The 13,792-nt window shown below is 69.3% G+C and carries 11 protein-coding genes; 4 read left to right on the top strand and 7 right to left on the bottom strand.

All coding sequences use genetic code 11. The features are described from left to right. Positions 1–78: 78 nt before the first annotated feature. A complete protein-coding gene (locus tag PQ455_RS07760; protein ID WP_273690660.1) occupies positions 79–639 on the top strand; it encodes a hypothetical protein in 561 nt (186 codons plus the stop codon). On the opposite strand, the gene PQ455_RS07755 is transcribed toward PQ455_RS07760, so the two are convergent. Together PQ455_RS07755 and PQ455_RS07750 are read right to left on the bottom strand one after the other, a co-directional pair. Beyond that, a complete protein-coding gene (locus PQ455_RS07755; RefSeq protein ID WP_273690659.1) occupies positions 626–1,699 on the bottom strand; it encodes a sensor histidine kinase in 1,074 nt (357 codons plus the stop codon). The two genes, PQ455_RS07760 and PQ455_RS07755, sit on opposite strands and share 14 nt — an antisense overlap. Positions 1,700–1,782: 83 nt before the next feature. Beyond that, positions 1,783–3,249, bottom strand: a complete 1,467-nt coding sequence (locus PQ455_RS07750; RefSeq protein WP_273690657.1) for a serine hydrolase domain-containing protein — start codon at positions 3,247–3,249, stop codon at positions 1,783–1,785. A 151-nt stretch (positions 3,250–3,400) separates the two neighbouring features. On the opposite strand from PQ455_RS07750, the gene PQ455_RS07745 reads away from it, so the two are divergent. Further along, positions 3,401–5,044 (top strand): Na+/H+ antiporter, encoded by a 1,644-nt coding sequence (locus PQ455_RS07745; protein WP_273690654.1) that lies wholly within the window; start codon positions 3,401–3,403, stop codon positions 5,042–5,044. Between the two features lie 3 nt (positions 5,045–5,047). On the opposite strand, the gene PQ455_RS07740 is transcribed toward PQ455_RS07745, so the two are convergent. Further along, positions 5,048–5,932: a helix-turn-helix domain-containing protein gene (locus PQ455_RS07740; RefSeq protein ID WP_273690651.1), complete on the bottom strand. Its 885-nt coding sequence runs from the start codon at positions 5,930–5,932 to the stop codon at positions 5,048–5,050. Positions 5,933–6,042: 110 nt separating this feature from the next. Between PQ455_RS07740 and pobA the strand changes: the two genes are divergently transcribed. Then, entirely contained in the window at positions 6,043–7,218 is a 1,176-nt protein-coding gene (gene pobA / locus PQ455_RS07735; RefSeq protein ID WP_273690650.1) for a 4-hydroxybenzoate 3-monooxygenase, read from the top strand. Positions 7,219–7,265: 47 nt separating this feature from the next. Here the strand turns inward: pobA and PQ455_RS07730 are convergent, their stop codons facing one another. From PQ455_RS07730 to PQ455_RS07715, 4 genes are all read right to left on the bottom strand, one after another. Further along, positions 7,266–9,401, bottom strand: coding sequence for an acetate--CoA ligase family protein (locus PQ455_RS07730; RefSeq protein WP_273690648.1), 2,136 nt, complete (start codon positions 9,399–9,401; stop codon positions 7,266–7,268). Positions 9,402–9,415: 14 nt separating this feature from the next. Then, the gene (locus PQ455_RS07725; protein WP_273690647.1) at positions 9,416–10,252 is read right to left on the bottom strand and encodes a p-hydroxycinnamoyl CoA hydratase/lyase; all 837 of its coding nucleotides are present in this window, start codon (positions 10,250–10,252) and stop codon (positions 9,416–9,418) included. A gap of 48 nt (positions 10,253–10,300) precedes the next feature. Next, a complete protein-coding gene (locus PQ455_RS07720; protein WP_273690646.1) occupies positions 10,301–11,740 on the bottom strand; it encodes an aldehyde dehydrogenase in 1,440 nt (479 codons plus the stop codon). A gap of 142 nt (positions 11,741–11,882) precedes the next feature. Then, positions 11,883–12,350 (bottom strand): MarR family winged helix-turn-helix transcriptional regulator, encoded by a 468-nt coding sequence (locus PQ455_RS07715; RefSeq protein ID WP_273690644.1) that lies wholly within the window; start codon positions 12,348–12,350, stop codon positions 11,883–11,885. A 164-nt stretch (positions 12,351–12,514) separates the two neighbouring features. On the opposite strand from PQ455_RS07715, the gene PQ455_RS07710 reads away from it, so the two are divergent. Then, positions 12,515–13,525: an NAD(P)H-dependent flavin oxidoreductase gene (locus PQ455_RS07710; RefSeq protein ID WP_273690642.1), complete on the top strand. Its 1,011-nt coding sequence runs from the start codon at positions 12,515–12,517 to the stop codon at positions 13,523–13,525. Positions 13,526–13,792: the final 267 nt, after the last annotated feature.

Below are 13,792 nucleotides of genomic sequence, written 5' to 3'. Positions count from 1 at the left end.
TTGGACGCGGCGCGGCTGCGCGGCGCGCGGCCGCAGGGCAGGGGGCGGCATCCACCCAGGACCATAGGAAAGCCGCTGATGTCCCTCGCTCCCGCCCCCGCCCGCCGCTTCGGCGATCCGGCCCCCGCCGCCCGCCCGCGCCCCGTGCTCGTCGCCGCCGAGGCGACCCCCGCGCTGTCGCGGATCGAGCGCAAGGTGATCCTGCTGTCGCGCCTCGATCCGGCGCCGCGCGGGCCGGTGATGGCCGGCCTCGCCCGCGCCGCGCACTGGCTGTTCGGCATCGAGCCCGCGACCGACCTCGCCGATCCGAAGCTGGAGGCGCTGCGCCGCTTCGCCATCCTGATCCGCATCGGCCGGGGCCAGGCGAGCGAGGCCGAGACCGCCCGCTTCCGCGCCGCCGGTTACGATCCGATGCTGGCCGAGACGATCCATGCTCTGTGCGGCGTGCGCAATCCGGTGCGGGCCTATAAGCTGCGTCGCAACCGCCACGCCGCACTCAAGCTGGCGGCGCTCGGCCTCGCCATGGTGCCGGTGACGATGCTGACCGGCGCGCGGCTCGACAGCGAATTGATCGGCATCGTGGCGGCGGCGGTGCTGTTCGTGATCCTCGCCCCGCTCGCCTGCCTCACGCTGGAATGACGGAGGGCGTAAGCGGGATCGTCACCGTCGAGGTGAAGCCGTCCGGCCGTTGCTCCAGCGCCAGCCCGGCCGCCGCGCCATAGCGGCTGGCCAGCCGCTCGCGGATATTCTCCAGCCCGATGCCGAAGCCCTGCGCCGCCTTGGCGTCGGGCGCGGCATTGCCGTCGTCGGCGATGGTCAGCACCAGTAGGCCTGCCTCCTCGGTGGCGGCGATCCGCACCGTCACCTCGCCCTTCGATCGCGCCACGCCATATTTCACCGCATTCTCGACGAGCGGCTGGAGGATGAAGCTCGGCACCGGCGCGCCCTCCAAAGCGCGCGGCAGCTCCATCTCCACCGCCATGCGCGATCCGAATCGCACCGTCTCGATCGCCAGATAGGTTTCCAGCGCGGCAAATTCCTCTGTGAGCGCCACCAGTTCGGACGGATCGCCGTTCAGCGACAGCCGCAGGAAATCGGACAGGCGCGAGATCATCTCGTCGGCATCGTCGGGCCGCCGCGTCACGATCAGGCTGGAGATCGAATTGAGCGTGTTGAACAGGAAATGCGGGTTGAGCTGGAGCCGGAGCGCATTGGCCCGCTCGCGCGCGGCGAGCAGTTCGGCCCGCGCCAGCACCACGCCCTGCTCCTGCCGCCGGCGCGCTTCGATCAGGAACATCAGCAGCGCCCCGTTGGCGAAGCTCATGTAGAGATGCGACAGGAAGGATCGACCGAAGCGATGGCGGATCATGGCGATATAGCGGTCGTCGAGCGCCGGGATCACGCCCAGCATCCAATTCTCGACGATGTTGATCGCCGATTGCGGCAACGACACCAGCGCGGAGGCGCCGAACATCACCAGCCAGCGATAGGCCGGCGGCTTGCCGACGACATGCACCGCGACCGGATAGAGGATGTGCGCGAGCAGCGCGACCAGCAGCACCGCCGGCACGTCGAGCGGCAGCTCCATCACGAAGCCGGTACGGCCCGCGATCAGTTCCGACACGATATAGCTGCCGTAGACGAACAGGAACCACACCGAGAGCGTCAGCACGAGCGCCTGCCCGGCCTCGCTGGTCACGGCCGCCCGGATCGACCGATATCGCTGGCGTCCCCCCATGGCCCCAAGTCTGTGGTCAAACGCGAACCGAGACAAGATGGGACTTATGCGGCGCTGGTCCGCGCGAGCAGCGTCGCCAGGTCGGTCGTCAGCGCCTGGGCATATTGCAGGTCGTAATTGCCCATCACCGCGATCGACCAGCCGCTGTCGAGCATCGTCCTCAGCCCCACACCCACCCCGATCGCCGATCCGCCGCCCGAATGGCCGATCAGCGTGCGCCCCTCGATGGTGTCAATCGCGAAACCCATGCCGAAATGCACGCCCGGATAGGGCTCGCTGGCCGGCGCCGTCATCGCGGCGAGCGTGCCGGGCCGGAGCAGCCGGCCGGCGCGCAGGGCCGCGAAGTAGCGCGCGATGTCGCCGGCGGTGGAATAGCCGCCGCCGCAGGAATTGCCCCGCCACGGCATCTGGCGCTCGCTCACGATCCGCCCGTCCGCCAGCAGCAGATCGTCCGCCGCATACAGATAGCCACGCGCCGCGCGGGCCATCGCCTCGGGCCGGGTGAGATGCGCGCTGCCCGTCATGCCGGCGGGGCGATAGAGCCGCTCGGCCAGCACGTCCCAATAGGGGCGCCCGGTCAGGCGCTCGATCACCGCGCCGAGGATCACATAACCCTCGTTGCTATAGGCGGCGCGCGTGCCGGGCGCGAAGGCCGGCGGCATCGCGGCGATGGCGGGGAGCAGGTCCGCCACCCGATCATAGGGTTGCTGCGAATAAGCGAGGATCCCGCCCTCGGGCTCGCCCAGCCCGGCACGGTGCGCGAGCAGGTGGCGGATCGTCACGCCCGCGAGCGCCTCGGGGCGAGGATAATCGGGCAGCACCGACAGCAGGGCAGTATCAAAGCCGATCCGGCCCGCCTCCACCAGCTGGCCGATCAGGATCGCGGTGAAGCTCTTGTCGGCCGATCCGATATTCACCGGCGTCTCCGCCGTCATCGCCCGCCGCGCCACGCGATCCGCCCAGCCGGTCGTGTCGCGCACCAGCGCCGTGCCGTCGGGCGCGGTCACCTGGATCGTGCCCGAGAAATCGTCGTGCGCGAGGGCGAAGGCCAGCCGCCGGCGGATCGCTGCGGCCAGCGCCGTGCGGCTCGTGGTCGGCGCCAGCGGCCCGGCATAGGCCACCGGCTGCGCGACCTGCCGGATATCGTAGATCTTCGCCGGATCGTCCCGGTCGGCGCGCAGGTCGAGGAATCGCACGCCCGTCAGCCGTGCCGCGCGCAGCCGCAGCCGGGTCGCGCCGCGCTGGCTGTCGCTGCCCTCCAGCGAAAGCCGCCCCGCCCGCTGCGCCGCGTCCGCCAGCAGCCTGCCCCACGCCTCGGCCGATCGCCGGCGCAGCCCGGCTGGCGACATCGTCCCCTCGGCCCAGCGCGCGATCGCCGCCGGATCGCCGCTGTTCATCGCATCGAGCAACCCACCGGCTTCCGCCTGTGCCGCCGCCCCGGAAAACAGCAGGGCCGCGCCGCCCGCGACGAGCAGGCTGCGGCGATCGATCAGGCGGAGGGGCGGGGGCATATTCATTCCCGCCCGCTGCCGCGCCGCCCGCCGCCGGGCGAGCGACTGTCGACGACCATGCTGTCCCGCGCGACGAACCTGCCGTCACGGGTTGCCCGCCGGGCCGTCCTCCCTAGAAAGGGGCGCCCACGCACCTATTCGGAGATCAGGTTTGGAGTCAGTGTCGATCGTCCTCTTCCTGCTGCTGGCGGTCGTCGTCAGCGGGGCCTTGTCGCGGATGCTGCCGGTGTCCTTGCCGACGCCGCTCGTGCAGATCCTCTTCGGGGCGATCATCGGCCTGTCGACCTCGCACCGGGTCGATCTCGATCCCGAGCTGTTCCTCCTCCTCTTCCTGCCTCCCCTGCTGTTCCTCGACGGGTGGCGCATCCCCAAGGACGAACTGCTCAAGGACGTCTCCACCGTCGTCGAGCTGGCGCTGGGCCTCGTCCTCATCACCGTGATCGGCATGGGGCTGTTCATCCACTGGATGGTGCCGGCGATGCCGCTGGCGGTGGCCTTCGCGCTGGCGGCGGTGGTGTCGCCGACCGATCCGATCGCGGTGTCCGCCATAGCCGCGCGCGTGCCGATCCCGCGCCGGATGATGCACATATTGGAGGGCGAATCGCTCCTCAACGATGCGTCGGGCCTCGTCTGCCTGCGCTTCGCCATCGCCGCCGCGCTGACGGGCACCTTCTCCGCCTCGGCCGCAGCGTTCGATTTCCTGTGGGTCGCGGGCGCCGGCATCGTCGTCGGCGTGCTGACCACCCTGATCGCGACGCGCGCCAAGGCATGGGTGTCGGGCCGCTACGGCGAGGAGGCGGGTTCGCAGATCCTCGTCAGCCTGCTCATCCCGTTCGGCTCCTACCTGATCGCCGAGCATATCCACGCTTCTGGCATCCTCGCCGCCGTCGCCGCGGGCGTGACGATGACCTTCGCGGAAATCTCGCGGCAGGCGATGGCCAGCACCCGGATGCGCCGCAATTCGGTGTGGGACACGATCCAGTTCGCGCTGAACGGCATCATCTTCGTGCTGCTGGGCGAGCAGCTTCCCGCGATCCTGTCGGGCGCCGTCGAGACGGTGCAGGTGACGGGGCATGTCCGCCCGATCTGGCTGGGCGTCTATGTCGTCGCGATCGTCGCCGGGCTGGCCGCCGTGCGCTTCGCCTGGGTGTGGGTGTCGCTGAAGCTTACCCTGCTGCGCCGGCGCAAGACCGAGGGGGCGGCACCGCTCCACAGCCCGGACTGGCGGCTGATCGCGGCCATGTCCTTCGCCGGCGTGCGTGGCGCGATCACTCTGGCGGGTGTGCTCACCCTGCCGCTGACGCTCACCGACGGCACGCCCTTTCCGGCGCGCGACCTGGCGATCTTCCTCGCCGCCGGGGTCATCATCGTCTCGCTGGTGATCGCCAGCATCGCCCTGCCGCTGCTGCTCAAGGGGCTGACGATGCCCGCCGAACCCTCGCTTCAGGCCGAGGAGGATGCCGCCCGCGTTACCGTCTCCAAGGCGGCCATCCGCGAGATCGAGCGGACGCAGCACGAACTGGCCGAGCGCAACGGCAACGCCGATTTCTACGCGGCGGCGGGCAGCCGCATCATGGATCTCTATCGCGACCGCATCGAAAGCCGCAGCCAGGGCGCCGAAGCCTCGGCCGAGGCCCGCCTCCAGGACCGTCTCGAACGCGATCTCCGCCTCGTCGGCCTCAAGGCCGAGCGCGACGCCCTCTTCCAGCTCGCCCGCGAACGGCAGGTCGGCAGCAGCGTCGCGCAAAAGATCATCCGCGAACTCGATCTCCTCGAAGCGCGCTATCGCGGCTGAGGCTCAGGCCGCGACGGGCGGGCCTATCGTGTCGTCGCGCCAGCGGGACGGCGCAACGCCCGCCATGTGGCGGAAGAAACGCGAGAAATAGGCCGGGTCGGTGAAGCCGAGGTCGTAGCCGATCTCGGCGATGGTGCGATCGGTATAGGCGAGTTGGCGGCGGGCTTCGGCGAAGAGGCGGTCGTGGGCGAGGTGGATCGGCGGGTGGCCGGTCACCTCGACGCAACAGGCACGCAGCCGCGCGACCGACGTGCCGAGCGCTTTGGCATGATCGGCGATCGTCCAATTGTCGCGCAGATGCCGCTCGACCTGTTCGGCATAGCGGCCGACCAGCAGCGCCGCGCGGCGGGGTGGTGTCGCATCACCCGTTACGCCCGGCGCGGGCAGGGCACGGCAGGCGGCGACTAGCAGCAAACGGAGCAGCGCTTCGCTGGCGCTGGCGGCGAGGGGCGCTTCGCTGACGGTCTCGGCCATCAGGCCGGCCAGCAGCGCATCGATTTGCGGGGATGCGGCGATCGGCAGCACCGTCGCGGCCTCGCGCAGTCGGGCGATCGGCGCGACCTCGCCCGCGATGTGCCGCATCAGCGCGCTGGCGACCGTCACGACATGGCCGATCGTGCCCGGCACGAAGGCGAAGCCGTGGGCGAGGCCGGCCGGTATGACCAAGATCGCCGGGCCGAAATTGTGCCGCTCGCCCTCGGCCAGCATTTCCCCGCCGCCCGCGCGGATCAGGAAAAGGTGATCGAGCAGGGCGTGCGAATGTGGGCGAATTGTCCAGTCATAGGCGGCGCTGCGCCGCTCGATCGTCTCGATATGGATGAAGTGATCGGACACCGTCCGGTCGGGCTCGCCGTAGAGCGCGAAGCGGGGGAGGGCGGGATGGGCCATCGTCCGCGCAGGATGCTGCGACCAAGCGAAAAGTGCAAGCAATTCGGCGGCGGCGGCCGCGTCCGGTGACACCCTTTTTGTTATGCCATTGAACAAAGAGGGAGAGGATCATGCGGACCAAAGTGGCCATCATCGGCGGCGGCCCGGCAGGGCTGTTGCTGGCGCACATGCTGACGAAGCAGGGCGTCGATTGCGTCGTGCTGGAGGCGCGCAGCCGGGACTATGTCGAGGCGCGCATCCGTGCGGGCGTGCTCGAGCAGACGACGGTCGATCTGCTCCACGAGATCGGCGTCGATCGCCGGCTGGACGCGGAGGGCATCGTCCACGACGGTTTCGCCCTCTCGATCGACGGCGTGCCGCTGCGGATCGACCTGAAGGGGCTGACCGGAAAGACCGTCACCGTCTACGGCCAGACCGAAGTGACGCGCGATCTCAACGAGGCGGCCGAGGAACGCGGCATCCCGATCCTGTTCGAGGCGACCGACGTGGCGCTGCACGAGGTGACCAGCGATCGGCCGAGCGTAACCTTCGTCCACAAGGGGCAGGCGCAGCGGCTGGAGTGTGATTTCATCGCCGGCTGCGACGGCTTCCATGGCGCCAGCCGCCGCGCGATACCGGCGGACAGGATCACCGCCTTCGAGAAGGTCTATCCCTTCGGCTGGCTCGGCATCCTCGCCGATGTGCCGCCGTGCGACCATGAGCTGATCTACGCCAGCCACCAGCGCGGTTTCGCGCTCGCCTCGATGCGATCGGAGACGCGCAGCCGCTATTATGTGCAGGTGCCGGCCGACGAGAAACTGGAGGACTGGCCCGACGATCGGCTGTGGGACGAGCTGGGCCTGCGGCTGGGCGCCGAGACGGCGGCGCGCATCACGCGCGGGCCGGCGCTGGAGAAATCGATCGCGCCGCTGCGCTCGTTCGTGGCGGAGCCGCTGCGCTGGGGCCGGCTGTTTCTGGCGGGGGATGCCGCGCATATCGTGCCGCCCACCGGCGCCAAGGGCCTCAACCTGGCCGCCTCCGACGTGGCGTTTCTGGCCGAGGCGCTGGTCGATCACTATCGCGGCGGCACGACGACGGGGATCGACGAATATTCGGCCCGCGCGCTGTCGCGGGTGTGGAAGGCGGTGCGCTTTTCCTGGTGGTTCACCGGGCTGACCCACCGCTTCCCGACCGCCAACGCGATCGACCGCAAGATCCAGCTGGCGGAACTGGCCTACATCCGCGGCTCGACGATCGCGCAGACCTCGATCGCGGAAAATTATGTGGGGCTGCCGTTCAAGGCGTGAGGGTGGACTGGCGTCACCCCGGCCCCGTGCCGGGGTGACGAGGGGCTTCAGCCTTCGACCAGCATCAGCGCATCCAGCGCCACCGCGCCCTGGCCTTTGGGATAGGCCACCACCGGGTTGAGATCGATCTCGCGGATGGCGGGCGTGCCGCGCAGCAGGCGGCCGACGCCGGCGATGATGTCGGCGACGGCATCGACATCCAGCGCGGGGGCGCCGCGCCAGCGGTCGAGCAGGACGCCGCTTTTCAGCTTGCGCAGTTCGGCGACGATCGCATCGTGGGTCAGGTCGGGCGGGAGCAGGCGCACGTCCTGCAAGACTTCGGCCTGTACGCCGCCGAAGCCGACGAGGATCACCGGCCCCCATTCGGGATCGTTGCGCGCGCCGACGATCAGCTCGGTGCCGCGCGCGCCCATCGCCTCGACCAGTGCGCCGTCGAGCAGCACGCCGGGCGCATGGCGCGCGACATTGGCGAACAGGCGCGCCCAGCCTTCGGCCAGCGCGGCCTCGTCGCCGAGGTTGAGGATCACGCCGCCGGCATCGCTCTTGTGGCTGAGCGCCTGCGCCTGCGCCTTGAGGACGACGGGATAGCCGACCGACGCGGCGACGGCCTTCGCCTCGTCGATGGTGGCCGCGAAGCCGCCCATGGGGAAGGGGATGCCGATCGGCGCCAGCACCGCCTTGGCGCGATATTCGGGGATGACGCCGCCGTGGGGCAGGGTGGCCGTGACGGGCGCATCGGTGGTGGCGGCGGGATCGCGCGCGGCGGCGGCCGTCAGCCGGGCCAGCGCGCGGAAGGCGCGGTCGGGCGAGGGGAAATAGGTGACGCCCAGATCGCGCAGCGCCGCGACATATTCCGGCTGCACCGGCGCGCCATCGTCGAGGCCGGCGAAGATCACCGGCTTGGCGGGCGTCAGCGCGCGGATCGCGGCGATGATCGGCTCGAACTTCAGGCGGCAGGTGTGGGCGTCGGTCTGGATGATGCCGAGGACGATACTGGCGATGGTGGTGTCGGCCAGCAGCGGCATCAGCGCGCGGCGATAGAGATCGGGATCGACCAAGGATTGCGCGGTCAGGTCCATCGGATTGGAGACGGGGATGAAATCGGGCACCGCCGCCTTGAGCGCCGCGCGGGTCTCCGCTTCCATTAGGGGCAGAGCGAGGCCGAGCTTCTCGCATAGGTCGAGCGTCAGCGCCTTGAAGGCGCCGGATTCGGTCAGCACCGCCGTGCCGCCCGCGCCGATCCCGCCTGTCGTGACATGGCCGGAGCGGATGGCGAGATCGAGCACGTCGCCCAATTCCTCCAGCCCCTCGACCAGTATGACGCCGGCGCGCTCGACGAGCGTCTTCATCACCTGCCAATCGCCCGCCATCGCGCCGGTATGGGTGGCGGCGGATTCGCGCGCCGCGCTCGACGTGCCGGGGTGGAGGAGGACGATGCGCTTGCCCGCCGCGCGCGCCTTTTCGGCGAGGGCCAGGAAGCGGCGGGGCTTGCGGAATTGCTCGACGATCATGCCGATCGCGGCCGTGTTGGGCTCGTCGAGCAGATAGTCGACATAATCCTCGACGCCCGAGGCGGCCTCGTTGCCGGTCGAGACGGAGATGGTGATGCCCAGCCCCTTGGCCATCAGGGTCGTGCCCAGCACCACCGCCATCGCGCCCGACTGGGATACGATGCCGACGCCCGGCCGGTCGATCACGAGCGGCGGGGTCTCGACGAAGGTGAGGGGGATGCCCTCGACATAATTGGTCATGCCGAGGCAGTTCGGCCCCTCGATCACCATGCCATGCTTGGCGGCGATGCGGGCGACTTCGGCCTGCGCGGCGAGGCCCTCCTCGCCGCCCTCGGCGAAGCCCGCCGAGAAGATTACCGCCGCGCCCACGCCGCGCGCCGCCAATTGCCGCACCGTATCCAGCACCGCCGCGCCGGGGATCGCCAGCACCGCCGCATCGACCCCCTCGGGCAGTTCCGCGATCCCGCCCAGCGCCTGGCGGCCGGCGATCACCGGCCGCTTGGGGTTGATGAGGTGGATCGCGCCCGCATAGCCGTGCCGCTCCAGGTTACGCAACACCGCGTTACCGAGCGCGCCCGGCTTCTCGGAGGCGCCGACGATCGCGACGGAGCGGGCGCGGAGCAGGCGGTCCAGCGAGCGGACCGCCGGGCGGGCGAGGGTTTCGAGGGTCATGGCGGGGCCGGGCCTCAGGCGTTCTGCTTGCTGAGATCATAGGCGCCAAGACCGGGCTTGTAGGTCTTGTCGTCGATGAACTGCTTGATGCCTTCCTTGCGGCCCTCATTGTCGTAGCTGTTGGCCGCTTCCTGCGCGCGCAGCAGATAATCCTCGGCATTGTCGTAGGTCATCTCGCGCACGCGGCGGATGGCGTCCTTGGTGGCCTTGAGCGCGACAGGGTTCTTCTTGAGCAGCACGTTCGCCACCTCCGACACGCGCGCCTTGAGCTGGTCGAGCGGCAGCGCCTCGTTGACGAAGCCCCATTCGACCGCCGTCTTGCCGTCGATATTCTCGCCCATCAGCGAATGATACATGGCGCGGCGGAACGAGGTCAGCTCGGTCGCGACCTTGGCGGCGCCGCCGCCCGGCAGGATGCCCCAGTTGATCTCGGACAGGCCGAATTGCGCGTCCTCGGCGGCGAAGGCCAGGTCGCAGGCGAACAACGGGCCATAGCCGCCGCCGAAGCACCAGCCGTTGACCATCGCGATCGTCGGCTTCTGATACCAGCGCAGGCGCCGCCACCAGCCATAGCTTTCGCGCTGCGCCTTGCGGCTGCCGCCCAGGCCCTGTGCCTCGGTGTCGCGGAAATATTCCTTCAGGTCCATGCCGGCGGTCCAGGCGGTGCCCTCGCCGGTCAGCACCAGCACGCCGACGTCCGGGCTGTGCTCCAGTTCGTCGAGCACCTCCATCATGCGGCGGTTGAGCTTGGGGCTCATGCAATTGCGCTTTTCGGGGCGGTTGAAGCTTACCCAGGCGACGCGGTCGATGATTTCAAAAGCAACGGTATCGGCTTCGGCACGATCGGTCATGGCAATGTCCTCGGAACGGTGGATGTCGGGGGGATCGGGCGGGACCGATCAGATCGGGAAATGGCCGGGCTGGGTTTCGATCGTGATCCAGCGCAGCTCGGTGAAGCTGTCGATGCCGGCCTTGCCGCCGAAGCGGCCGTAGCCGGAGGATTTGACCCCGCCGAAGGGCATCTGCGCCTCGTCGTGCACGGTCGGCCCGTTGACGTGGCAGATGCCGGACTTGATCTGGCGCGCCACCCGCAGGCCGCGCGCGGTGTCGCGGGTGAAGACGGCGGCAGAGAGGCCATATTCGGTGTCGTTGGCGAGCGCGATCGCCTCCGCCTCGTCTCGGGCGCGGATGATGCCGACGACGGGGCCGAAGCTCTCGTCGCGGAACAGCTTCATCGTAGGCGTGACCCTGTCGATCACATGCGCGGGCATCAGCACGCCATCGGCGTCGCCGCCGACGAGCATCGTCGCGCCCGAGGCGACGGCATCGTCGATCAGGCCCTTCACGTGATCGACCGTCTTCTGATCGACCACGGCGCCGAGCGGGGTCTTGCCCTCACGCGGATCGCCGACCGGCATGGTCGAGACCTTGGCGCGGAACTTCTCGGCGAAGGCGTCGGCGATGGCATCGACCACGATGATCCGCTCGGTCGACATGCAGATCTGGCCGGAATTCATGAAGGCGCCGAAGGCGGCCGCCTTCACCGCCTCGTCCAGATCGGCATCCTCCAGCACGATCAGCGGCGCCTTGCCGCCCAGTTCGAGCAGGACGGGTTTGAGATGCTCGGCCGCGCGCTTCGCGATGATCCGGCCGACGGTGGTGGAGCCGGTGAAGTTGATGCGGCGCACATCCGGGTGATCGACCAGCGCGCCGACGATCTCGGCGGCATCGGCCGGCGCGTTGGTGACGATGTTGACCGCGCCCTGCGGGAAGCCGGCCTCGGCGAAGGCCTCGACGATTAGGCTGTGGGTGCGCGGGCATTGCTCGGAGGCCTTCAGCACCACCGTATTTCCGCAGGCGAGCGGCACGACGATCGCGCGCACGCCCAGGATGATCGGCGCGTTCCACGGCGCGATGCCGAGGATCACGCCGACCGGCTCGCGCAGAGCCATGGCGATGCAGCCGGGCTTGTCGGAGGGGATCACCTCGCCCGAAATCTGGGTGGTGAGGGCGGCCGCCTCGCGGACCATGCCGACCGCCAGCATCAGGTTGAAGCGCGCCCAGCCCTCGGTCGCGCCGATCTCGCCCATCATCGCATCGACAAAGGCATCGGCCTTGGCGGCGAGCGCGTCCGCCGCCTTCATCAGCACGGCGCGGCGGGCATTGGGGCCGAGCGCCGACCAGGCCGGGAAGGCCGCCGCCGCCGCATCGGCCGCAGCGTTGGCGTCGGCGACGGTCGCGGCCGGCGCGGTCGTCGCGACGGCGCCCGTCACGGGGTTCAGACGATCGAACGTAGCCGGGGAAAGTGCGCCGACGGGCGCGGAAAGGGACGTCGCCACTGATCTCTCCTTCGTTATTGTTATTAGGCATAACCATATCGAGGACGCGCGGCAAGAGGCTTCCGCTGCGCCGACGAGCGGTGCGCGAGAATGGCGGAAAAATGCGAAAATCTATCGCGGTGTAGGCCGCGAATCGGCCTGTTCAGTCGGCGGAGGTCGGCGCCTCGCGCGCTTCGATACGGCGGACGAGATCGATCAGCAGGATGCGCTCGGTCTCGTCGAAATCGGCGAGCAGTTCGGCCTCCTGCTCCTTGATGCGCCGGGTGCAATCCTCCAGCAGCGCCGCGCCGCGGGGGGTTACAGAAAGGGCGAAGGCGCGGCGATCGTCGTCGGCGGCGCGGCGGTCGACGAGGCCGGCATCGACCAGTTCGTTGATGAGTGCCACCATGTTGGCGCGCTGGATGCCGAGCGCGCGGCCGGCCGCACCCTGCTTGATGCCGGGATTGGCGGCGACGACCGAAAGGATGCCGAACGGCACCTGGCGCAGCCCCGTGCCGGTCACGGCGCGGACGAAAGTGCCGCCGAACACCGAAGAAGCCCGGCGGATATGATAGCCGATCAGCCCGTCCAGCTCGCCCAGGCCAATGCCGTCACCCGTTTCGCCGTCCATCCGCCCTCCGCACGATCATGGCTTTGCGTAGACGGCGGTTCGCCCGATCTCAAGCATGTCCGCCGCCTATTCGCCTTCTTCGCCCCTATCCACGGGACGAGGGTTTCGCCGGGGCGCCACGCTGTCTAAGGGTCGGGCGACAAGAATTACAAACGAGGGTTTCGATGAGCAACGATCGCGTGAGCGCGCTGATGGCGCGCGGGGCGGCCTTTCTGGGGACGCGGACCGCGATCATGGCGGGGGCGATGTCGTGGGTGAGCGAGCGCCACCTCGTCGCCGCCATCTCCAACGCGGGCGGCTTCGGCGTGATCGCCTGCGGGGCGATGACCCCGGCGCTGCTCGATACCGAGATCGCCGCGACCAAGGCGCTGACGGACAAGCCGTTCGGCGTGAACCTCATCACGATGCACCCGGCGCTGTCCGAGCTGATCGATGTCTGCGCGAAGCATGACGTCGGCCATGTCGTGCTGGCGGGCGGCCTGCCGCCGGCGGGTTCGCTGGAGCGGATCAAGGCGTCGGGCGCCAAGCTGATCTGCTTCGCCCCGGCGCTGGCGCTCGCCAAGAAGCTGATCCGATCGGGCGTGGACGCGCTGGTGATCGAGGGATCGGAGGCGGGCGGCCATATCGGCCCGGTTTCCACTTCGGTGCTGGCGCAGGAGATGCTTCCCGAGATCGCCGACCAGCTTCCGGTCTTCGTGGCGGGCGGCATCGGCCGGGGGGACGCGATCGCGGGCTATCTGGAGATGGGCGCGGCTGGCGTGCAGCTCGGCACGCGCTTCGTGTGCGCCACGGAATGTGTCGCCCACCCGAATTTCAAGAAGGCCTTCATCCGCGCTTCCGCCCGCGACGCCATCGCCTCGGTGCAGATCGATCCGCGTCTGCCGGTCATCCCGGTCCGCGCGCTGAAGAATGCGTCGAGCGAGCTGTTCACAGCCAAGCAGCGCGAAGTGGCCCAGCAGCTCGACGAGGGCGCGGTGGCGATGGGCGAGGCGCAGCTCCAGATCGAACATTATTGGGCGGGCGCGCTGCGCCGCGCGGTGATCGACGGCGATGTGGAGAATGGATCGGTGATGGCCGGGCAATCCGTGGGCATGGTCAAGAAGGAGGAGCCGGTGGCGGACATCCTGGCGACCCTGATGGCCGAGGCCGAGACGGCCCTGGCCAAGCGGGGCTGACCCTCCCGGTTGCCATTCTTCATTGCGAGCGAAGCGAAGCAATCCAGTTTCAACGCCGGCATCCGGTCGGGAGGCTGGATTGCTTCGCTATGCTCGCAATGACGAAGAGGGGCCTTTCCAAGAGCTTGAACGCCATCGTGCGATAGCCGTCGCAAAGACCCGCCCGCACCCGCGGCCGATGGCGGCGAAATAGCGGCAACGTAACGAAATCTCCCGATCACAAAAAGTTCCGCGAACAGGTGCGGACCTTGCCGCGCGGTGCCGTCA

Origin of the sequence: Sphingomonas naphthae (assembly GCF_028607085.1) — a bacterium.
Lineage (GTDB): Bacteria > Pseudomonadota > Alphaproteobacteria > Sphingomonadales > Sphingomonadaceae > Sphingomonas_Q > Sphingomonas_Q naphthae.
Note: the sequence above shows the minus strand (reverse complement) of the source record. Positions and strands in the feature narration are given on the sequence as shown.